The sequence below is a fragment of the Stenotrophomonas sp. INTA L402-1 genome (genome assembly GCF_059295135.1).
In genome coordinates this window covers 1-20111 of sequence record NZ_JCAFWP010000035.1, presented here as the reverse complement: position 1 = coordinate 20111, position 20111 = coordinate 1, and the positions used below count along the sequence as shown (strand labels likewise).

At 67.9% G+C, this 20111-nt stretch carries 18 protein-coding genes; 8 read left to right on the top strand and 10 right to left on the bottom strand.

Features of this window, described 5'->3' with window-relative positions; all coding sequences use genetic code 11:
* Positions 1–3: 3 nt before the first annotated feature.
* The 3 genes from AC5O77_RS17465 to AC5O77_RS17455 all read right to left on the bottom strand — a co-directional run bounded on the left by AC5O77_RS17465 (position 4) and on the right by AC5O77_RS17455 (position 1783).
* Positions 4–846 carry a class I SAM-dependent methyltransferase gene (locus AC5O77_RS17465; protein WP_494507002.1) on the bottom strand — a complete coding sequence of 281 codons (843 nt, stop codon included), beginning with the start codon at positions 844–846 and terminating at the stop codon, positions 4–6.
* A 127-nt stretch (positions 847–973) separates the two neighbouring features.
* Positions 974–1297 (bottom strand): hypothetical protein, encoded by a 324-nt coding sequence (locus AC5O77_RS17460; RefSeq protein WP_494507001.1) that lies wholly within the window; start codon positions 1295–1297, stop codon positions 974–976.
* Between the two features lie 69 nt (positions 1298–1366).
* Positions 1367–1783, bottom strand: coding sequence for a hypothetical protein (locus AC5O77_RS17455; RefSeq protein WP_004139692.1), 417 nt, complete (start codon positions 1781–1783; stop codon positions 1367–1369).
* 90 nt (positions 1784–1873) lie between these two features.
* Here AC5O77_RS17455 and AC5O77_RS17450 point away from each other — a divergent pair, with 90 nt between their 5' ends.
* The gene (locus tag AC5O77_RS17450; RefSeq protein WP_494507000.1) at positions 1874–2149 is read left to right on the top strand and encodes a hypothetical protein; all 276 of its coding nucleotides are present in this window, start codon (positions 1874–1876) and stop codon (positions 2147–2149) included.
* A gap of 119 nt (positions 2150–2268) precedes the next feature.
* Here the strand turns inward: AC5O77_RS17450 and dmeF are convergent, their stop codons facing one another.
* Entirely contained in the window at positions 2269–3243 is a 975-nt protein-coding gene (gene dmeF / locus AC5O77_RS17445; protein WP_494506999.1) for a CDF family Co(II)/Ni(II) efflux transporter DmeF, read from the bottom strand.
* A 48-nt stretch (positions 3244–3291) separates the two neighbouring features.
* Between dmeF and AC5O77_RS17440 the strand changes: the two genes are divergently transcribed.
* Positions 3292–3576 carry a metal-sensing transcriptional repressor gene (locus AC5O77_RS17440; RefSeq protein WP_197584825.1) on the top strand — a complete coding sequence of 95 codons (285 nt, stop codon included), beginning with the start codon at positions 3292–3294 and terminating at the stop codon, positions 3574–3576.
* 221 nt (positions 3577–3797) lie between these two features.
* Here AC5O77_RS17440 and AC5O77_RS17435 read toward each other — a convergent pair whose 3' ends face one another.
* Positions 3798–4172, bottom strand: coding sequence for a MerC domain-containing protein (locus AC5O77_RS17435; protein WP_253079187.1), 375 nt, complete (start codon positions 4170–4172; stop codon positions 3798–3800).
* A 69-nt stretch (positions 4173–4241) separates the two neighbouring features.
* Between AC5O77_RS17435 and AC5O77_RS17430 the strand changes: the two genes are divergently transcribed.
* On the top strand, positions 4242–5567 hold the full coding sequence (locus AC5O77_RS17430; protein WP_494506998.1) for a GTP-binding protein: 1326 nt from the start codon (positions 4242–4244) through the stop codon (positions 5565–5567).
* Positions 5568–5671: 104 nt separating this feature from the next.
* Here AC5O77_RS17430 and AC5O77_RS17425 read toward each other — a convergent pair whose 3' ends face one another.
* Positions 5672–7279 (bottom strand): ATP-binding cassette domain-containing protein, encoded by a 1608-nt coding sequence (locus AC5O77_RS17425; RefSeq protein ID WP_494506997.1) that lies wholly within the window; start codon positions 7277–7279, stop codon positions 5672–5674.
* 298 nt (positions 7280–7577) lie between these two features.
* A complete protein-coding gene (locus AC5O77_RS17420; protein WP_494506996.1) occupies positions 7578–8477 on the bottom strand; it encodes a LysR family transcriptional regulator in 900 nt (299 codons plus the stop codon).
* A 228-nt stretch (positions 8478–8705) separates the two neighbouring features.
* Here AC5O77_RS17420 and AC5O77_RS17415 point away from each other — a divergent pair, with 228 nt between their 5' ends.
* Entirely contained in the window at positions 8706–9884 is a 1179-nt protein-coding gene (locus tag AC5O77_RS17415) for a serine hydrolase domain-containing protein (protein ID WP_494506995.1), read from the top strand.
* On the top strand, positions 9881–11065 hold the full coding sequence (locus tag AC5O77_RS17410) for an MFS transporter (RefSeq protein ID WP_494506994.1): 1185 nt from the start codon (positions 9881–9883) through the stop codon (positions 11063–11065). Before AC5O77_RS17415 ends, AC5O77_RS17410 begins: the two co-directional genes overlap by 4 nt.
* A gap of 393 nt (positions 11066–11458) precedes the next feature.
* Here the strand turns inward: AC5O77_RS17410 and AC5O77_RS17405 are convergent, their stop codons facing one another.
* A complete protein-coding gene (locus tag AC5O77_RS17405) occupies positions 11459–13075 on the bottom strand; it encodes an EAL domain-containing protein (protein WP_494506993.1) in 1617 nt (538 codons plus the stop codon).
* 229 nt (positions 13076–13304) lie between these two features.
* Between AC5O77_RS17405 and cycA the strand changes: the two genes are divergently transcribed.
* Together cycA and AC5O77_RS17395 are read left to right on the top strand one after the other, a co-directional pair.
* Positions 13305–14678: a D-serine/D-alanine/glycine transporter gene (cycA, locus tag AC5O77_RS17400; protein ID WP_049399140.1), complete on the top strand. Its 1374-nt coding sequence runs from the start codon at positions 13305–13307 to the stop codon at positions 14676–14678.
* Between the two features lie 218 nt (positions 14679–14896).
* On the top strand, positions 14897–15673 hold the full coding sequence (locus tag AC5O77_RS17395; protein ID WP_032130442.1) for a lytic transglycosylase domain-containing protein: 777 nt from the start codon (positions 14897–14899) through the stop codon (positions 15671–15673).
* 42 nt (positions 15674–15715) lie between these two features.
* Here AC5O77_RS17395 and AC5O77_RS17390 read toward each other — a convergent pair whose 3' ends face one another.
* Complete coding sequence (locus AC5O77_RS17390; protein WP_494506992.1) at positions 15716–17236, bottom strand: tetratricopeptide repeat protein; 1521 nt, start codon at positions 17234–17236, stop codon at positions 15716–15718.
* A 165-nt stretch (positions 17237–17401) separates the two neighbouring features.
* On the opposite strand from AC5O77_RS17390, the gene AC5O77_RS17385 reads away from it, so the two are divergent.
* Positions 17402–19483: an NHL domain-containing protein gene (locus tag AC5O77_RS17385; protein WP_494506991.1), complete on the top strand. Its 2082-nt coding sequence runs from the start codon at positions 17402–17404 to the stop codon at positions 19481–19483.
* Here the strand turns inward: AC5O77_RS17385 and AC5O77_RS17380 are convergent.
* Positions 19461–19868 carry a YciI family protein gene (locus AC5O77_RS17380; protein WP_005412102.1) on the bottom strand — a complete coding sequence of 136 codons (408 nt, stop codon included), beginning with the start codon at positions 19866–19868 and terminating at the stop codon, positions 19461–19463. The two genes, AC5O77_RS17385 and AC5O77_RS17380, sit on opposite strands and share 23 nt — an antisense overlap.
* Positions 19869–20111: the final 243 nt, after the last annotated feature.

The following is a 20111-nucleotide window of genomic DNA, read 5'->3' as shown; positions in this document are numbered from 1 at the left end:
GGCTCAGCGCTTGACGGCAAGCACGCCGTCAAGCGCCAGTTCGGCCTTGAAGCCGGCCTTTTCCAGGCGCTTGGCTACTTCACGCGGCACGTCGCGGCCGCTGGTCAGCTTGTTCGGCGCGCCGGTGTAGTGGAACAAGCGCCCGCCTTTGCGGATGACGCGGGCGAGGTGGTCGTAGAACACCTGTGAGTACAGTTCGCCGGCGATGCCGAAGCGCGGCGGGTCGTGCAGGATCGCGTCGACGCTGTTGCTGGCCACCTGTTCAATCTGCTGTGAGACATCGCCGTGGCTGAACTGCAGGCGTCCACCGGCCGCGGCCGAGTCCGGATCCGGGGACCACGGGTTGAGCGTGCGCAGCCACATCACGTCGGTGTTCTTCTCGAACGAGCGGATCTGGCCGACACCGGCCTCCAGCGCGCAGGCGGCGAAGTAGCCCAGGCCGCCGCAGGTATCGAGGATGACCTTGCCGGCCGGGGCGACCAGCTCGACCTTACGGCGCGCATCCTCGAACGGTGACAGCTTGGAGGTCGGCAGCATCTTGATGCCGTCGATCTCGAAGGTCGGTGCGCCCCATTCGGTCGGCACCAGCTTGATCAGCGAGCTGCTGTAGCGCGAGATAGGTGCGAAGTCCTCGCCATCCCAGTAGTACAGCGTGCGGTCCTTCAGCTTGCCCGGCCACGGGTAGCGCTGGCCACGGAAGTGGAAGCCGTCGGCATCCAGCACCACGCTGTCCTCGCTGCGGCCAAGGTCGAGCGAGCCCTGCCAGTCGGCAGCGCCCTTGTTATGGGCACGGCGCAGGGTGTCAGCGCTGTCGCGGGTCAGCAGGGGGCCGGTGTAATGGGGCAAGGCGGGTACCGGGGCGGTTCGGGGGAGGGCATGGTACCGCAGCTGTTGCCGGGGCCACGCGTGGCTGCTGCAGTAGATCCACGCCATGCGTGGATGTAGACGGGAGGAGCCGAGCGTGGGCTCGGCGCTACCGCTGGCTGGTGCAGCTGAAGCCGTGCGTGGCTCCTTCTCCTGAGATCATGTTGACGCCACGCGAAGGCCGCATGCCCTGCAGCGCGCACGACTGACGGTGGACCTCCTGGGTTTCCGGTGGCTGCCGATCAAAGTCGTAGCGCAGGCTGCCGTCTTCCTGCAGCAGCCAATGCACGGTAACGCGCTCGTGGCGACCATCGCCGAGATCCCAGTCCAGGGTGCGCAATATCAGCGTCTGGCCGTCGGGCAGTTCCCGGACTTCGTCATAGGCACCCTGGGTTTTGGCGGTGCTCACCGCAAGCAGCAGGAAGAGCAGCATTGGTGTTGATCCTCAAAGTGCGCAGGATGTGCTCAGACAGGCGTGCGCGGCCATCAGAATCATTGCATCTTACGGGCACTTCACCGCATAAACCGGCCCGGCCCCAATCAGCATCAACGCCATGTAGTCACTGTCGCTGGCCTTGCCCTTCAGCGTCGCGCCCTTGTTGAAGTGGAAGATGCCGAAGCCACCGGCCATGCGGATCAAGGCGCTGTCGATCTGCTCGGCGTCGTCGCGGAAGTAGCGGCTGATCTCGCTGCGGGTGGCCTTGTGCAGGGCATTCGGCTCGCGCTGCCACTGCTCGCCACGGCTGAAGGAGACGAAGTACTGGCCGCCTTCCTTCTCGATGCGGAAGTCGGCCGGTTTGCGCGCGCCGGTGGCGAAGCAGCCCTGCAATGGGTCGGCGCTGAAAGGAAGCCCGGCATCACCGCTGCAGGCGGTGAGCAGCAGGAGGGCACCTGGCAGCAGCAGGCGGAGCGTGCGCATGGGATGTCCCGACGGGGCAGGTGCGGCTAGTGTAGGCAGCACACGGGCGTGGTCCGTACAGAAATTCGGCAAGGACACAGGGGTTTTCGGATGGCGAAGGGCAAGGCACCGTGGTGCGGCGTGGCCAGTTGGCTGGGGATCGTGGTGGGCTGGGGCGCGGGTACGCTCGCAGCGCAGGCGGCGGGAGACAACAGCCTGGCGGCGGGGCTGGGCGTTGGCGTGCTGGGCGCGGCGCTGGTGGGCTGCGGTCTGGCGGTGGCTTCGCGCGTGCGCGGTGAGCGCTGGCCGTGGATCGGCATCGGTGGTGCAGTGCTGAGCGCGCTGCCGCTGCTGATGTACCTGTTGCGGATGATGTTGAAGCTGTAGTTGTAGAGTCGAGCCATGCTCGACTTGTGGGCAACGCAGCCAGGCATGGCCTGGCTCTACTGGTCAGCGGCGGCCGGAGCATGCCATGCCGGCCAGCGGCCGGCACTACCCGGCGTGGATCATGCGCTGCGGTGAATCTCCACCGTCACGTGCACCAGCTCCTCATGAATCGCCAGCGCGTTGCGCACGGTATCGGCATCCAGACTGACGTCGCTGGTGACCACGCTGGCGCTGACCGCGTACTTGCCGCGACCCACCTGCCAGACGTGCAGGTCCGCCAGGCGTGCCGGCCACGGGCCTTTTTCGATCGCTTCGCGCACTTCGGCCACCACCGGCGCGTCCATCTGCGCATCGAGCAGGATGCGGCCACTGTCGCGCAGCAGGCCGATCGCCCAGACAGTAACCAGCACGGCGCCGACCAGGCCCATCACCGGGTCCAGCCAGGTCAGGCCGAGCAGCTTGCCGCCGAGCAGGGCGACGATGGCCAGTACCGAGGTGGCGGCGTCGGCCAGCACGTGCACGTAGGCCGAGCGCAGGTTGAGGTCGTGACCGTGTGCATGGCCGTGATCGTGGTGTTCGTGGTCATGTCCGTGATGATGGCCATGGTCATGCCCGTGGTGATGATGCGCGTGGCCCGGGCTGTCGTGCAACCACCAGGCGCAGAGCAGGTTCACGCCCAGGCCCACCGCTGCGATGGCGATGGCTTCGTTGTAGTGGATGGGGGCGGGCACCCACAGCCGTTCCAGCGATTGCACGGCCATCAATGCGGCGACGCCAAGCAGGGCGATGGCGCTGGTGTAGCCGGCCAGGATCTCGATCTTCCAGGTGCCGAAGGCGAAGCGCGGATCGTGTGCGTAGCGCCGCGCACAGCGGTAGGCGAACACCGAGAGGCCCAGCGCCAGCGCGTGCGAACTCATGTGCCAGCCGTCGGCGAGCACGGCCATGGAGTTGAACCACCAGCCGCCGACGATCTCTACCAGCATCATGGCGACGGTGAGCCACAGGGCGCGGCGGGTATTGCGTTCGGCCAGCGGGTTGCCATCGTCGAAGCGGTGTTCGTGGCGGCGGGCGGCGGCGAGGGCGTCCAATTGCATGGCGGTGGGAGCTGGAGTGGATACCCCCATAGGGTATATGATCCCGCCATGGCCCATGTACACAAGAATCGAAAGCAGCTGCTGACACGGGTACGCCGTATCGCGGGTCAGGTGGCGGCGTTGGAGCAGGCGCTGGACACCCCCGAGGGGGAAGCGGGTGACTGCGCGGACGTGCTGGTGCAGGTGGCCGCCGTGCGCGGTGCGGCCCACAGCCTGCTGATGGAGCTGCTGCACGAGCACCTGCAGGAACACGTAGTGGGTGCCGATGACCCGCAGCAGCGGGCGGACGAGGCTGCGGTGCTGGTGGAGTTGCTGCGCCGCTATGGCAAATAGCAGGGGTAGTGCCGGCCGTCGGCCGGCAACTGCAGGTTGCGTCCGAAGCTCATGCGGTTGCCGGCCAGTGGCCGGCACTACCCGTGGCGTCCGGAGCTCATGCAGTTGCCGGCCAGCGGCCGGCACTACCCGTGGCGTCTGAAGTTCATGCGGTTGCCGGCCAGCGGCCGGCACTACCCGTGGCGTCCGAAGCTCATGCGGTTGCCGGCCAGCGGCCGGCACTACCCCGCGTGCCGGTGCCGCGCGTTCCAGATATGCGTGGCGGCCAGCAGCAGGCTGCCGGTGACGGTCATCGGTGTTTCCCATGCATGCGTCGGCAGCGCCAGTGCGCCGGCCAGCAGCAGGCCAAGACCCACGCCGGCGGTGGCCCAGGCCAGTACCGGCAGCGGGTGACGGCGCTCGGCCCGCCACAGCGCGTAGCCGGTCAGTGGCAGGGCGATGGCCACGAACAGCAGGTGGACCCATTCCGCTTCGGCCCAGGTGCCGAACAGCGGCAGCGCGGCGGCCAGCAGGGGCAGCGCCAGGCAGTGCAGCAGGCACAGGCTGGACAGGGCGACCGCGCCGGCATCGAGCAGGGCGGCAGAAGGCGACTTCATCAGGGGAGGTTCCTTGCGCAACAATTGTTATACAGTAACATTTCCGTTCCGCAGCCAACCCGCTCCGACATGAACACTGTTTCCCGCGCCGACCGTCGCCTTCCGGTCACCGTGCTGTCCGGCTTCCTTGGGGCCGGCAAGACCACCCTGCTCAACCAGATCCTGCGCAACCGCGAGGGCCTGCGCGTGGCGGTCATCGTCAACGACATGAGCGAGGTCAACATTGATGCGCAGCTGGTGCGCGAAGGTGGCGCCGAGCTGCGCCGCACTGAAGAGACACTGGTGGAATTCAGCAACGGCTGCATCTGCTGCACGCTGCGCGATGACCTGCTGCAGGAAGTGCGGCGCCTGGCTGATGCGGGTCGCTACGACTACCTGTTGATCGAATCGACCGGCATCGGCGAGCCGATGCCAGTGGCGGCCACGTTCGCCGTACGAGACGAGCAGGGTTTCAGCCTGAGTGACGCCGCGCGGCTGGACACGATGGTGACGGTAGTTGACGGCAGCGCATTCCTTGCCGACTTCGGTTCGACCCTGCGGCTGGCCGAGCGTGGTCAGCAGGCTGGTCCGGACGATGACCGCGGTGTGGTCGATCTGCTGTGCGAGCAGGTGGAGTTCGCCGACGTGATCGTGGTCAGCAAGGTCGACCAGGTGGATGACGAAGTGCTGCAGGACACGCTGGCCGTGCTGCGCGGGTTGAACCGCGACGCCAAGCTGCTGCTGTCCAGCTTCGGTGATGTGCCGTTGGCCGAGCTGCTGGATACCGGTCGCTTCGACATGGAGCGTGCGCAACGCGCGCCGGGTTGGGTGAAGGAGCTGCGTGGCGAGCACACACCGGAAACCGAAGAGTACGGCATCGGCAGCTTCGTCTACCGTTCGCGGCGTCCGTTCCACCCCGCGCGATTCGCCCGCGCGCTGCAGTCCGGCATGCCCGGCGTGATCCGCAGCAAGGGCTGGTTCTGGCTGGCCAACCGCATGGATTGGGTAGGCGAGTTGAACACCGTGGGCGCGGCGACGCGGACGCAGGCGGCGGGTTTCTGGTATGCCGCGCGCGACCGCGTGCGGGCTGGGCTGGAAGACACCACACCGTTGTTGCCGCCGACGCCGTTGCCTTACAGCGACCTGGGATGGGCGCGGCAGCAGGCCGATTGCTGGAGCGCGCCGCTGCCGGGGCTTGAGGAATTCCCGGATTCGGCCGCGCACACGGCGATGCAGCGGCTGTGGCACCCATTGTGGGGTGATCGCCGCCAGGAGCTAGTGGTGATTGGTGTGCACATGGACGAGCGCGCGGTGCGTGCGGAGCTGGATGCGTGCCTTCTCAACGACCAGGAGCTGCGTGCGGGGCCATTGTTGTGGCACCAGTTGCCGCAGGCGTTCCCTGTGTGGAAGCGTTGACGGTGCATTGATGATCCATGGGTTGCCGGCCAGCGGCCGGCACTACCCCTGGTCGATACGTCATGCGTGGATGGATGCATGGCGGAGTCGAGCATGGCTCGACTCTACAGACTGTCGCGCCATTGCCAGCTGTTGGCGGTGACCTGCAATACCTGCGTCGGCCGCAATGCCTGCAGCAGATGCAGATCGTGGCTGACCATCATCAAGGCACCCGGCCATGCCGCCAGCAGTTCCTCCAGTGCCTGCAATGCGCTTAGGTCCAGTGCATTGCCGGGCTCGTCCAGCAGCAACAGCTGCGGCGCGGGATCGGCATACAGCACGCTGGCTAGTGCGCCCTTCACCCGTTCGCCATCGCTGAGGCTGCGGGCGGGGCGCTGGATGCGTTGTGCATCCAGTCCCAGCAGCGCGAGCCGGGTGCGCAGTTCGCCCGGGTCCGCACCCGGATTGGCGGCCTGTAAGCTATCGAGGATGCTGTGCTCGCCGGACAATCCCAGTAGTTGCTGGTCAAGCAGCGCCAGTGGCGCGTGGCGTTGCACAGTGCCATCGCGCGCTCGCAGCTGGCCGGCCAGCACACGCAGCAGGGTGGATTTGCCACTGCCGTTGTCACCGACCACGGCGATGCGCTGCCCTCGACGGATCTCCAGCTGCAACGGGGCACTGCAGCCATGTGGCAGCACCAGCGCCTCGGTCTGCAGCAGACGCGTGTTGCCACGTTCACCCCCACCGGCAAATAGCGCCAGTTCCGGTGCCGCATGAACCGCGGATGCCGCTGCGCGCAGCTGCTCTGCGCTGGCCTGCAGCCGCTCGGCCTGCACCTGCTGCGCGCGCCCATGACTGGCTTCGGCGCGCTGCTTCTGGCGGCCGAGCAGGATCGGCGCCTGGTTGGCCTGCTTCGCATCGCGGTTGCCACGTGCCTGGCGTTGCTGTTGGCGTTCGTGCTGCTCGCGCGCGCTGCGTTGTTGCTGTCGGTGCTGGGCGCGCGCATGGTCGAGCTGGGTGGCGGCGGCTTCGCGTTCGGCGGCGCGCACCTCGGCATAGTGCTGCCACGCGCCGCCATAGCGATGCAGGCCACGCGCATCAAGTTCGACAATCTGCTGCATGCGGCCCAGCAGTTCGCGATCATGGCTGATTGCCAGCAGGCCGCCGCGCCATTGCTGCAACTGCTTGTACAGCTGCTGGCGATGACGCGCATCAAGGTGATTGCTGGGTTCGTCCAGGATCAACCAGTCGGCGCCGCTGGCCCACGCGCCGGACAGCGCCACCTGCATCGCCTGGCCGCCACTGAGGCGTGCGGCAGGCTGGGCGTGATCGAGATCGTCGGGCAGTCCTAGCGCCTGCCATTGCTGCTGCAGGCGTTCGCGCAGGTCCCAGCGCTCGCCTACGCAGGTGAAGTCGGCCTCATCGACGCTGCCGGCTTCGATGCGTGCCAGCGCGGACAGCGCTTCACCCACACCGGCCAACTCACCGACGGTGCCGGCTGGTGGATAGCCCGGTGTGGGCAACAGGAACACGCGGTCACTGCCACGCACCTGGCCACTGTCGGGCGACAGCCGCCCGGCCAGCAGGCGTGCGAGCACGCTTTTGCCGGTGCCATTGGCACCGACCAGGCCGGTGGCGACCGGTTCGAAGGAAAACGACAGATCGGAAAACAGCACTCGGCCGTCGGCCAATCGATACGACACGCGATCGAGCGTGAGGGAATGCGGGGTCATGCGACCTCCATGGATGCCGGGTTCTCCCCTGCGCGCAGGGGCGGGAAGAGTCAGGCCGTCTAGTGGGAAGACGGCGGCATCAATGGCGCATTGGTCGCGAGCCTCTGGGAGGAATGAGCGGCCAGTATAGCGGGGTTGGCTGAATGGTCGGGTGCGGCGGCCGCTGGCATGGCCCGGCGCTACCAGTGTTCGGGTGGTTCCGTTGTAGAGCCGAGCCCATGCTCGGCTGCGCTTCGCTTGGCATGCGGTGAGTCGAGCATGGCTCGACTCTACAAGAGGCATCCGCGCATGGCATGACCTACGGCACGGTTTCCAGGCGTGCGCTGACAAAGTCGATGAACACCCGAAGCTTCGGAAGCACGTGGCGGCCGGACGGCCACAGCAGGTGGAAGATACCGCAGGAGTGCACATGCTCGTCGAGCACGGTCACCAGCCGGCCATCGGCCAGCGCATCGCGTACCGAGTGCACTGGCACGAAGGCCAGTCCAGTATCGCGTAGTGCCAGCGCCACGCGCGCTTCGATGGTGTTGGCCACCATGTGCACGGGTAGCTCCTGCGGGGCGTCATTGCCGGGCCACTGGATCGGCCACAGCTCCAGCTTGCCGGTGCTGGGGAAGCGGTAATGCAGCAGGGTGTGTTGGAGCAGGTCGGCCGGCGCACGCGGAACACCGCGACGCTGCAGGTACGCCGGCGAGGCGACGATGCGGCGCGGGAACACGCCCAGGCGTCGGGCGTTCATGCGTGAGTCGCTGGGTTCGCCGACGCGTAGCACAGCGTCGAAGCCTTCCTCGATGACATCGACCAGCCGGTCGCTGAAATCCAGGTCCAGACGGATGTCCGGATACGCGGCCATGAACTCGGCCATCAGCGGCAGGGTCAGGTCACCCACCAACGGCAGGCCGATGCGCAGTGTGCCGCTCGGTGCGGCATGCGGCTGCGCCAGTTCGGTGCGCGCGGCATCGCGCTCGTCGAGGATGCGCCGGCAGCGTGCCAGGAACAGCTGGCCCTCGGCGGTGAGGGTGATGCTGCGCGTGCTGCGGTGGAACAGGCGCACGCCGAGTGCGTGCTCCAACCGTGCAACGCACTTGCCGGCGGCCGAGGCCGAGATGCCCTGCAGGCGCCCGGTCTCGACGAAGCTGCGGGTATCGGCCGCGTGCACGAAGGTCTGCAGATTGGCGAGGTTGTCCAGGACTGACATGGGCGTGTGGGCAATGAAAGCGGCAGGGTAGGTGGCTGCGATCGCGGGGCCAGGCACCGCCACCGCAACACTGTGGTGCGGGGCGGCGCGGCGACCGTTGCGGCCTTGCAGTTCCGGCCATCATGCCGATTGCGGACTGCAGGGTCCATGATGCACGGAGCGGCAACCGGCTTTTTGCCCGGTGGCCTGCTGCCTAACGTGGCGGGCCTCTCCCCACGGATCACCGCGATGAACGCTGCCCTTTCCCTTGCCCCCGCGCCGGCCCTGCCGTCGGTGCAGCGGTTGCTGCAGCAGGTCCACCCGCAACGCCTGGTCGGCGCGGTGGTGCTGGTGCGCGAGCACGGCGTGCTGCGCCATGCCAGCGCCACCGGCCTGGCCGATCGTGAATCGGGTGCCGCGATGCAGCGCGAGCAGTTGTTCCGGCTGGCGTCGGTGAGCAAGCCGCTGCTGACCACGGTGATCCTGCGCCTGGTGGCCGAAGGTGTGCTGGACCTGGATGCGCCGGTACAGCGCTGGTTGCCGGACTTCCGTCCGGCGCTGGCCGATGGCAGCACGCCGCCGATCAGCCTGCGCCAACTGCTCAGCCACAGCAGCGGGCTGGGCTACCGCTTCCTCGAAGCCGATGCGGATGGCCCGTACGCCCGGGCCGGCGTCAGCGATGGCATGGATGCGAATCCGCTGACATTGGCCGACAACGTGCATCGCATCGCGCAGGCGCCGCTGCTGTTCGAGCCGGGGAGCCAATGGTTGTACTCGTTGGGCGTGGATGTGGCCGGTGCCGTGGCCGAAGCCGCGACCGGTGAAACGCTGCAGGCACTGTTCGAGCGCTTGCTGGCCGCACGCTTGGGCCTGCGCGACACCGCATTCGCGACCACCAACGCGGCGCGGCTGGCCACGCCGTATGTGAGTGACGCACCGCAGCCGCATCGCCTGCAGGAAGGCGAAGTGGTCGCACCGTTCGAGGGTACGGTCGGCATCGAGTACAGCCTCGCCCGTGCTACCGATGCCAGCCGTTTCCCTTCGGCCGGTGCTGGATTGATTGGCAGCGCCGATGAGGTGATGGCGGTGCTGGAAGCACTGCGCGACGTACAGGCCTCGAATCTGTTGCCGCCCGCGCTGGTGGCGGAGATGGCCACTCCGCAGGTGGGCGAGCAGGGGCCGCCGGAGCCGGCCGGCTGGGGCTTCGGGCTGGGCTTTGCGGTGCTGCGCGATGCCGCCGCCAGTGGCACGCCACAAAGCGAAGGCAGCTGGCGCTGGGGCGGTGCCTATGGCCACAGCTGGTTCGTTGATCCCGCGCGCGGGCTGAGCGTGGTGGCGCTCACCAACACCCTGTACGAAGGCATGGATGGCGCCTTCGTCGATGAACTGCGTGACGCGGTCTACGCCGATCTGGAGGCTGCACGATGAGCGGCCATGCCATTGATGCGGCGAGTCCTGCCGGCGAAGCTACACACCTGCCGTGGGCCGGCCTGCTGGCGCTTGCAGGTGGCGGCTTCATCACCCTGCTGACCGAGACCCTGCCCGCCGGTGTACTGCGGCCGATGGGCGAGAGCCTGGGCGTGAGTGATGCGGCGGTGGGCCAGCTGGTCAGCGTGTACGCGCTGGGATCGGTGATGGCCGCACTGCCGATGACCGCGTTGACCCAGCGCCTGCCGCGACGCCCCTTGTTGCTGGCCGCCATTGCCGGCTTCGTGGTGGTCAACACGCTGACCGCCGTGAGCAGCAGCTATCCGCTGATCCTTGCCGCGCGTTTCCTGGCCGGTGTGAGTGGTGGCCTGCTGTGGTCGCTGGTGGCCGGCTATGCGGCGCGCATGGTGGTGCCGTCGCTGCAGGGCCGGGCAATCGCGGTGGCGATGGTTGGATCGCCGTTGGCGCTGTCGCTGGGTGTACCGGCGGGCACGTTGCTGGGCCAGCAGATCGGCTGGCGCTGGGCGTTCGCGTTGATGAGCGTGCTGGGGGTCGGCCTGCTGGCGTACGCGCGCTGGGCACTGCCGGCGCTACCGGCGGCCGCGGCCGGTCAGCGCACGTCGTTGGGTACGGTGTGGCGCATGCCCGGCGTGCGCAGCGCGCTGGCGGTGATGGTGCTGTACGTGCTGGCGCACAACGTGCTGTACACCTACATCGAACCGCTGGCGGTGGAGGCCGGCGCCGGCCGGTGGCTGGACCGCCTGCTGCTGGCCTTCGGCGTGGCTGCCATCGTTGGTATCGGCATTGCCGGTTGGGGCGTGGACCGTCATCTGCGCACGCTGGTGTGGGCGGCCGTGATCGGTTTCATTCTTCCGGTGTTGGCCCTGCTGTTGTGGCCAGGACAGGCCACACCGCTGCTGCTGGCAACGATCCTGTGGGGTGTGGCGTTCGGGTCGGTTGCGACCCTGTTCCAGACCGCGCTCGCACGCCGTGCCGGTGCTGCCGCCGACCTGGCGCAGTCGATGCTGGTGACCGGTTGGAACCTGGCGATTGCCGCCGGTGGCGTAGCAGGCGGTGTGCTGTTGCAGGTCAGCGGCCCGAGCCAGCTGGGCTGGTTGCCGTTGCTGTTGCTGGCGGTGAGCGCGGCGTGGCTGTTGGCACGGCCGAAGGCCTGGGCGTAGGCGCAGACCAGACGTTACCGAGGTGCCGGCCAGCGGCCGGCACTACCGTGGTCCACGCCATCCACGCATGGCGTGGATCCACCGAGCGCAGCGACCCGCGTTTGCTTTTGATTTTCCTGTTGATTCCGTGGTGGGACGCCGCCGGAACCTGTCAGAGGCCGGGGCGGTCGGGTTCGCGGGGGTGTCCGCGGCATGGGCCCGAGGCATGCCTCGGGCGGGTTGGGCAGGACGCCCAACCCCGGTCTTGCCGTGTGCGCAGGACAGCGCACACGAGCAAGCCGCGGCCAAGCCCCCATGGACGGGTCTACGGCGTCCCCCGCGAACCCGACCGTCCCGGCCAACCCCGGGATAGCCGTACGCGACCCACCACGAGGGGCTCTGCCGTTGGCCGTCCTACTCGATCCCCTCACGCTCGATCGGCACGCTGCGCGGATTCTGCATGTGCTCCCGCGCCGCGCCATAGCGCTGCTGCCGCTTGTGATGGAACACCACGAACTCATCCCGCGGCAGCGGCCGCGAGAACAGCCAACCCTGCGCGAACTCGACCTTCCGGGTATGCAGATACGCCAGCTGTGCCTCGGTCTCCACGCCCTCGGCGACCACCCACAGGCCCAGCTCCTTGGCCATGTCGATGATGTGCGGCGTGACTGGGCTGGTTGCGCTCTCGGTGCCGATCGCATCGATGAACGACTTGTCGATCTTCAGTGCATCCAGTGGCAGCTGCTCCAGGTACTGCAGGCTGGAAAAGCCCACGCCGAAGTCATCGATCGCCACGCTGTGGCCGGCCCGGCGTGCCTGCGCCAGCATCGTGCGTGCGCGGTCCAGGTCGAGGAAGCCGTGCTCGGTCGCTTCCATCCAGATCTGCTGCGGCAGGATGCCGCTGCCGGCCATGTGCTTGGCGATCAACTTCAATGCACGACCACTGCTGATGTCCTCGGCGGCGAGATTGATCGCGATGTGCGCGCTGCGGTCGGCCACCAGCAGCTCGCGCATGTCGCGCACCACGTTCTCGATCACCAGGTCGGTGATCGCGCCGATCATGCCGGTCTCTTCGGCCAGGGGAATGAACAGGTCGGGGCGGACCTGGGTTCCATCCTGACGCTGCCAGCGAATCAATGCTTCGGCGCCGACGCAGATGCCGGTATCCAGTTCGATGATCGGCTGGTAGTGCAGGTACAGCTCGCGGCGGCGGATCGCCGTGGCCAGTTCGCCGCGCAGCGACAGCCGGCGGCGCGACAGCCAGATCACCAGGCCGGCACCCACGGCAGCCATCAGCAACCCGAGCGGTACGTACAGCCATGCCTGCTGGCGGAAGGTGGCGGCCAGTGCCGTGCGTGGCGTGGTGGCGATCGCCAGCCATTCGCCATTGCGGGCGGTGGCGTAGAGGGTGTTGTGGTCCAGCCCTTCGCCCGGGTTGCGCAGCAGGGTCTCCAGCAGCGCCGGATCCATGCCGTCCTGCTTGGCCAGCAGGCGGCCGTCCGGGCTGGCCAGGGCCAGGCGCACGTTGGGGTCGGCGATGACATCGACGAAACGGCGCGGGTCGACCAGTACGTCGTAGGCGCCGTACAGGATCGACAGCACCTGGCGGCGGCCGCTGGCTTCGGGGCGCACGTCCACCGCGATGCCGGCCCCTTCGCTGGTCACATGGTCGGCCTTGGGCTGCTTCACATCGGCCAGGAACGGGCCCCACGACGTGCACCGCAGCGTGCCGCCTTCGAAATAGCCCATCTGGTCGATCGACGGCGTGGTCATCACCAGGGTCTGCATGCGCTGGATATGGTCCGGGCTGCACGGCACATGGGCGCCCGCCTCCGCCGACTTCAGCGCGGCCAGCGCGTCATGGTAGGACTGGTCGGAACGGCGCAGCGCGCGGCCGGCGATGTCGCGCAGGCGCTGCTGCTCGACACTGACCGCACGGTCCCAGGTGGCATAGGCCATCACCGCGATCGGCACCGCTGCGGCCAGCAGCGCCAGCGCGGTGCCACCAATGATGATGCGCAGGCGGCTCATGGCTGGAGCTCCGGCGGGGCAGGCAGGTCAGGGCGCATGGGCGGGGCCGGTCCTTGGGCAGGTGCGGCTATCTGAGCATGGCGCCGGGCCGGGCGGAATGGGACGAATCCGGTATTTGGTCACAATGTGGTGAAAGCGACCGCCATTGACGTAATCGGGCCGTCTGGCGCTGGCGCTCCGGGCCGGGGAGGACTAACGTCGAACGCTTCGCCCGCCCCAGTGCACGCCCATGACCGAGCCCGCAACGCCCCCCGAGCACCTGCGCCGCAGCCTGTCCAACCGCCACCTGCAGCTGATCGCCATCGGCGGTGCCATCGGCACCGGCCTGTTCATGGGCTCGGGCAAGACCATCAGCCTGGCCGGCCCGTCCATCGTCTTCGTCTACCTGATCATCGGCGCGATGCTGTTCTTCGTGATGCGCGCGATGGGCGAGCTGCTGCTGTCCAACCTGCAGTACAAATCCTTCATCGATTTCTCCACCGATCTGCTCGGTCCCTGGGCCGGCTTCTTCTGTGGATGGACGTACTGGTTCTGCTGGATCGTCACCGCCATCGCCGACGTGATCGCGATTGCCGCCTACGCGCAGTTCTGGTTCCCCGGGCTGGATGCGTGGATACCGGCACTGGCCTGCGTGCTGCTGTTGCTGGCACTGAACCTGGTGACGGTGAAGCTGTTCGGCGAGATGGAATTCTGGTTCGCGCTGATCAAGATCGTGGCGATCTGTGCGCTGATCATCACCGGCGCCGGGCTGGTGGCGTGGGGCTTCACCTCGCCCAGTGGCCACACCGCGTCGTTGTCGAACCTGTGGAATGACGGCGGCATGTTCCCGATGGGCCTTGTCGGCTTCTTCGCCGGTTTCCAGATCGCGGTGTTCGCTTTCGTCGGCATCGAGCTGGTGGGGACCACCGCCGCTGAAACCGCAGACCCCGAGCGCAACCTGCCCAAGGCGATCAACTCGATCCCGGTGCGCATCATCATCTTCTACGTGCTGGCGCTGATCGCGATCATGGCGGTCACCCCGTGGCGCCAGGTGGTGCCGGACAAGAGCCCGTTCGTGCAGCTGTTCGTGCTGGCCGGCATTCCCGCCGCGGCCAGCCTGATCAACTTCGTGGTGCTGACCTCGGCCACGTCCTCGGCCAACAGCGGCATCTTCTCCACCAGCCGCATGCTGTACGGTCTGGCCGAAGAGGGCCACGCACCGCGCGGGTTGTCGAAGTTGTCACGCGCCGCAGTGCCCGCCCGTGGCCTGCTGTTCTCGTGCCTGTGCCTGCTGGGCGGCACGTTGCTGATCTACCTGATCCCGAACCTGGTGACCGCCTTCACCCTGGTGACGACGCTGGCCACCGTGCTCTTCATCTTCGTCTGGTCGCTGATCCTGGTGGCCTACATGGCCTACCGCCGCCGCTACCCGGAACGCCACGCCGCCTCGATCTTCAAGATGCCCGGCGGCGTCGCCATGTGCTGGGCCTGCCTGGTGTTCTTCGCCGCCGTGCTGGTGCTGCTGAGCCTGCAGGCCGACACCCGCCAGGCGCTGGTCGCCAGCCCGGTGTGGTTCGTGCTGTTGGGCGTGGGGTATTGGGTGCGGCGGAGGACCGCGAAGTAACCCAGCGTTTGTGTTCCATCGATTGATCCAGAGATCTCTCTGGAGTGGGGTCAGAGGCCGTTGCGCAGCAACGGGATCCGACCCCCGCAGGAAATCGGCCGTTGCCGTTGCTGTTGAGGTTGCCGGCCAGCGGCCGGCACTACCACGGGTGCAGGGCGCAGCCCTGCCGACCCCCATTCACCCAACATTAGCGGGCGCGGCCGGATGATCCGGCCGCCATGTCCCGTCGCCCTCTCCTGCTTGCGCTGTTGCTGCTGCCCAGCCTGTGGCCCGGGCTGGCCGCCGCGCGCACCGTCTACCGCTGCGTGCAGGGCAACACCGTCAGCCTGGCCACCGCGCCGGAACCCGGTTCACGCTGCACCCCGAAGGAAATCGACGACAACGCCATCCAGACCCCGAATCTGTGGGGCAACATGGGCGTGTTCAGCGGCGTGCTGTACGAGCGCGAGCAGGATGGCGCGCTGGTCTATTCCACCCGCAACCTGCCCGGCTCGCGGGTGTTCCTGAAGTTCACCATGGCCACGCCGCCGGGTGAGCCTGCCCACGAAGGCCTGGGCAAGGTCGGCAAGCCGCAGCTGGCGCAGCATGCCAAACAGTTCAAGGCCGCCGCCAAGGCCACCGGCGTGGATGATGCGTGGCTGCGCGCGATCGCCCATGCCGAAAGCAACTTCGATGCGCTGGCGGTGTCCAGCAAAGGCGCACAGGGCGTGATGCAGTTGATGCCGGACACCGCGCAGGAGTACGGGGTGAATGATCCGTTCTCGCCGCAGCAGTCGATCGATGGCGGCGCCCGCTACATGCGCGCGTTGCTGCGTCGCTACAACGGTGATCGGCCGCTGGCAGCGGCCGCTTACAACGCCGGCATCGGCGCGGTCACCCGCTACAAGGGCGTGCCGCCCTATGCCGAAACCCTGGCCTATGTGGACAAGGTGATGGCCCTGTACGCACGCTACCGCGAGGCGATGGGCATCCGTACCGAGGTGCCGGCGCGCTAGGCGGGTGGTGCTGCACGCACGTGGTTCTACATGGGAGCTTGCTCAGCGCGAGGTGGAGGTGCTGACCAGTTCGTAGCGTTCGACGCGGCCCAGGCGGGCAACCTCGGCCTGCACGTCGGCGCGCTGCTTCAGCGCACGCCAGGCCGCATCGATCTTCACGTCACCGGGCAGCGACGGATAGGTGCGCATGTCCTGCAGGCTGGCCAGCGTTTCTCCGCGTTCAACGGGTGAGCGCAACTGTTCGATCAGCACGGCAGCTGCGCCGTCGAGATTGCCCTCGTCCAGCAGCATTTCGCGCTGGAACAGGCGCGCGTCATCGCCCTGGGCCAGGATCGCTGCACGCGCGGCCCGTTCGGCCTTGGCATCGCCACGTTCACGGGCGGCAACGAACTGCAGCAGTGCCTGGGCCGCCTTGCCGTAACCGGCCAGGCCCGGCATGTCATTCACTGCCGTGGCGGCATCCTGCATGCGGCCCAGCGAACTGAACACGAAGCCGACGTTGAACTGGTGCTCGGCACCATCGGGGCCCAGTGCACCGATGCGTGCGGCCAGCTTGGCTGCCGCCAGCGCATCCTCGTTGCGGCCCAGCCGGCGCAGCGCGGTGAGCCGGCTGTTGAGCAGCCATGCCACCCATTCGGCTTCTGCCGCCGAAGGCGCCTCGCCCTCGGCGGCCGCAGCGGCCATGCCATCGGTCAGCGCCAGCACTTCCTCGTTGCGGTCCAGCATCAGCAGCGTGCTGCTGAACTCGGCCATGCGCGCGTCCAGCGCCCGGTCGAGCAGGCCGGAAACCCGCAGTTCGTCGAGGTGCTTCTGTGCAGCCTGCACGGGATCAAAGCGCGGGTTGGCGCGGTCGACATAGGGATCGAAGCGCTTGTCACTGCGCAGCCGGATGATTTCGGCGGGCGCGGAGATGCGGGCCAGGGTCGCGGGGATGGCCTCGCCACGGCCGTTGTCGGCCTGCAGCGTGGCCAGTGCCAGCCACAGACCGGTGGGTTCCAGGCCGCCGCTCTTCCAGCCGTTGTCGAACAGTGCCTGCAGCAGTTCCATGCGCTGCTGCGGCTGGTCCCGCAGGCGGAACTGCAGGTAGTTGATCGCGTGGTGGTCCACCGGCAACGGCGCATCGGCATGCTTCAGCGCCTGCACCAGGTGCTGGGTGGCAGGCGCCGGTTGGTTCTCGGACAGTTCCACCGAGACCAGGGTCAGCAGGATCTGCGCATCGTCCGGCAGTGCCTCCTGCGCGCGCTGCAGATAGCGGCGAGCCTGGTCCGGCTTCTTCTGCACCATCGCGGTCCAGCCGGCCACCTGCGCGGCGCGGCCGCGATGTTCAGCATCGAAGTCATCCAGCATCGGATCTTCCATCAGCCGTTCCATCGCGATCAGTGCGCCCAGCGTGTTGCCACTGCGTGACTGCTGGATCGCCTCATCCCATCGCGTGGCATAGGCCTGGTGCATCGCATCGGCGGTGACTGACGGCTTCTGTGGTGCCACCGAGATCGAGGCGGAGGCCGGCGTGCTGGCCAGTGCGGCCACCAGCAGGGCGGCGAGGGGGAAGATGCGGGGCATGGAGGATCTCCATCCGTGGGAAGAGCATTGAACCCGCTGTAGCCAGGGAGAACAAGCGCGACGCATGGAACTCTGGTATCCGGCAGTACGTTTGGCCGTGGCGGATCCTGCGTTCAGCGTCTATTGTCGGTGCCTCTTCAGACAGCATGCAGGCAGCGCAGCACGATGGCACGGTGGCAATGGATGGCGGCAGGCGTAGCGTTGGCGACCGTAGTGGCATTGGCCGCGACCTGGTGGGATTCACCGCTGCAGACCTTGGCTGAACCGGCAGGCCCGGCGCCCACGCCGCTGGCGTGGACCGCACAGATCGAGATGCTGGCCGGCGACGGTCATCCCGGTGACCGCGATGGCGCGTCCGCGCAGGCGCGTTTCGCCGATCCGTACGCGTTGCTGCGCAGTGCCGATGGCAGCGTCTATTTCACCGATGCCGGTGACAACAACCGGATCCGTCGCCGCCTTCCCGATGGCCGCGTTGAAACGGTGGCCGGGCAGGGCGAGGGGCGTATCGATGGCCCTGCACTGCAGGCCAGTTTCAATACGCCCTCGGGCATCGCCGCCGATGCGCAGGGCAACCTGTATGTGGCCGACACCGGCAACCACGCGATCCGCCGTATCGGCACCGATGGCCAGGTGACCACGCTGGCCGGTGGCGAACAGGGCTGCGCCGATGGCCCTGCCGCGCAGGCGCGCTTCGATGCACCGATGGGCATCGCGGTGGACGCGCAGGGCCAGGTCTATGTGGCCGACACCTTCAACGACCGCATCCGGGTGATTGGTACCGATGGCAACGTGCGTACCCTGGCCGGCGGCGAGCGCCCGGGGCTGGCCGATGGCCTGGCGGGCGATGCACGCTTCGATACACCGGTGGCACTGGCCTTCGATGCGCACGGCGTGCTGCTGGTGGCCGACCTGTTCAACAACGCGGTGCGTCGGGTCGGTGCCGACGGCATGGTCAGCACGCTGCTGGGCGATGGCGGCGTGATCAATGGGCCGCTGTCGCTGGCCACCACGCACGACGGCGTGCTGTACGTGGGTGACCTTGATGGCCGCATCGTGCAGGTAACACCGCAGGGCCACCAGATCGCGCTGGTGGGCAACGGCCGCCTGCCACGCCTGGCCCGCCCCAGTGGGTTGGCGATGGATGCCGATGGCAGCGTGCTGGTCGCCGATTCCGCCAGCTATCGCCTGCACCGCCTGCGCCCGCTGCCGGTGGGTGACCTGCCGGCACCGGCGCTGGTCGGGCCCGCTGCCGATGCAGCATTGCCGGACACCGGTGGGCGCTGGCCATTGGCACCCCAGGATGGCTGGCATGAAGTGGTCGGCACGCTGGGCGAGGTGCGCGGCAACTTCAAGGGCGAGAGCCGCCACCACCTGCACGGCGGTTTCGATGTGCGCGGCGATGTCGGCCAGACCGTGCTGGCGATCGCCGATGGCAAGATCAGCAGCCCGGTAGCGGCGTGGAGCCTGGGTGGGCAGGCCGAGGGCCTGGCCGTGGACCGTCTCAAGTACATCCACATGCGGGTCGGCCGCACCCCGCGCGACCAGCCGTTCGATGCGCGCTGGCAGGCGCTGTACGACGAGCAGGGCAAGCTGGAGCGGATGCGCGTGCGTCGCGGCACGCGCATCCACGTCGGCGATCGCCTGGGCAGCATCAACAACCAGGCGCACGTGCACCTGGCGGTGGGCACCGGCGGCTTCGAAACCAACGCCGTGGCGCTGGGTTTCCATAACTACGCCGACCACTTCGCACCGCGCATCACCGATGTGGCGCTGCTGGACGACAACGACCAACCGCTGGCGGCCGGCAGCGACGGCGTGGTGATGCTGGCGCGGCAGGGCCGCGGCGTGCAGATCGTGGTCGAGGCCTGGGACCAGGTCGACAACAACCTGCCGCGGCGCCGGCTGGGCATGTACCAGGTGGGCTACCAGATCCTCGATGCTGCCGGGCAGCCGCTGCAGGGCTATGAGCAGCCGCGCTGGAACATCGTGTTCAACCGCATGCCGCCGCAGACCGAAGCGGTGCGCGTGGCCTATGCACCGGACAGCGGCATCACCGTGCATGGCAGTGCGGTGACCCGCTTCCGCTACCTCGCCACCAACACCGTGCGTGATGGCCTGATGGAAACCGGGCGCTGGCAGCCGGCGGCATTGCCACCGGGCGAGTACACCGTGCGCGCCAGCGTGCGCGACTACAGCGGCAACGAAGGCGTGGGCCCGCGCGAGATCAGAGTACGGCTGCTGCCATAGCCGCAGCCGGGGCGCCGCAGCGTTCGCGCTCGGCGTCCATGTCTTCCAGCGGCCGCACCTCGATGCTGCCGAAGCGTGCCCACGGGAAATCGCGGGCGATGCGCATGGCTTCGTCGCGGTCGCGGGCGACGATCAGGTTGAAGCCGGCCAGCAGTTCGCGGGTTTCGGCGAACGGGCCATCCAATACACGGCTGTGGCCATCGCGCACGCGCAGGGTCTGCGCGGTGTCGACCGGCTGCAGCTTCTGCGCGGCCAGCAGCGTGCCTTCCGCCTGCAGTTTGTCGGCGTGGGCGAGGCAGTCGCGCATCAGCGCGTTGAATTCTTCGGTGGGCAGCGCCTGCAGCAGGGCAGGCTCGATGTAGATCAGAAGCAGGTACTGCTGCATGGGACGGTCCTGGCGGGGGCGGGGTGCCCATGATGGCGCAGGATGGCGCGTGGGCATGTTGCAGCGCGGGAGGCGCGCCTTCGGCGGGGATTCGGCGAACGGCGGAGCCCCTCCGTGGTGGGGGTGGGTTGGTCGCTGAAAGCTGGGTTTCAGAGGGTGGGTCGGGCGGGTGGGATTGGCGGGGACGCCGTGAATCCGTCCCTGGAGGCTTAGCCGCGCCATCCCTGTCTCTTATACACATCT

What these genes read in the sequence shown, in the direction of transcription:
- AC5O77_RS17455 (WP_004139692.1), bottom strand. Translation starts at nt 1,783, where the DNA reads ATGCGCACGCTCCGCCTGCTGCTGCCAGGTGCCCTCCTGCTGCTCACC.
- AC5O77_RS17425 (WP_494506997.1), bottom strand. Translation starts at nt 7,279, where the DNA reads ATGACCCCGCATTCCCTCACGCTCGATCGCGTGTCGTATCGATTGGCC.
- cycA (WP_049399140.1), top strand. Translation starts at nt 13,305, where the DNA reads ATGACCGAGCCCGCAACGCCCCCCGAGCACCTGCGCCGCAGCCTGTCC.
- AC5O77_RS17390 (WP_494506992.1), bottom strand. Translation starts at nt 17,236, where the DNA reads ATGCCCCGCATCTTCCCCCTCGCCGCCCTGCTGGTGGCCGCACTGGCC.
- AC5O77_RS17420 (WP_494506996.1), bottom strand. Translation starts at nt 8,477, where the DNA reads ATGTCAGTCCTGGACAACCTCGCCAATCTGCAGACCTTCGTGCACGCG.
- AC5O77_RS17435 (WP_253079187.1), bottom strand. Translation starts at nt 4,172, where the DNA reads ATGAAGTCGCCTTCTGCCGCCCTGCTCGATGCCGGCGCGGTCGCCCTG.
- AC5O77_RS17385 (WP_494506991.1), top strand. Translation starts at nt 17,402, where the DNA reads ATGGCACGGTGGCAATGGATGGCGGCAGGCGTAGCGTTGGCGACCGTA.
- AC5O77_RS17440 (WP_197584825.1), top strand. Translation starts at nt 3,292, where the DNA reads ATGGCCCATGTACACAAGAATCGAAAGCAGCTGCTGACACGGGTACGC.
- AC5O77_RS17430 (WP_494506998.1), top strand. Translation starts at nt 4,242, where the DNA reads ATGAACACTGTTTCCCGCGCCGACCGTCGCCTTCCGGTCACCGTGCTG.
- AC5O77_RS17415 (WP_494506995.1), top strand. Translation starts at nt 8,706, where the DNA reads ATGAACGCTGCCCTTTCCCTTGCCCCCGCGCCGGCCCTGCCGTCGGTG.
- dmeF (WP_494506999.1), bottom strand. Translation starts at nt 3,243, where the DNA reads ATGCAATTGGACGCCCTCGCCGCCGCCCGCCGCCACGAACACCGCTTC.
- AC5O77_RS17405 (WP_494506993.1), bottom strand. Translation starts at nt 13,075, where the DNA reads ATGAGCCGCCTGCGCATCATCATTGGTGGCACCGCGCTGGCGCTGCTG.
- AC5O77_RS17380 (WP_005412102.1), bottom strand. Translation starts at nt 19,868, where the DNA reads ATGCAGCAGTACCTGCTTCTGATCTACATCGAGCCTGCCCTGCTGCAG.
- AC5O77_RS17450 (WP_494507000.1), top strand. Translation starts at nt 1,874, where the DNA reads ATGGCGAAGGGCAAGGCACCGTGGTGCGGCGTGGCCAGTTGGCTGGGG.
- AC5O77_RS17410 (WP_494506994.1), top strand. Translation starts at nt 9,881, where the DNA reads ATGAGCGGCCATGCCATTGATGCGGCGAGTCCTGCCGGCGAAGCTACA.
- AC5O77_RS17460 (WP_494507001.1), bottom strand. Translation starts at nt 1,297, where the DNA reads ATGCTGCTCTTCCTGCTGCTTGCGGTGAGCACCGCCAAAACCCAGGGT.
- AC5O77_RS17395 (WP_032130442.1), top strand. Translation starts at nt 14,897, where the DNA reads ATGTCCCGTCGCCCTCTCCTGCTTGCGCTGTTGCTGCTGCCCAGCCTG.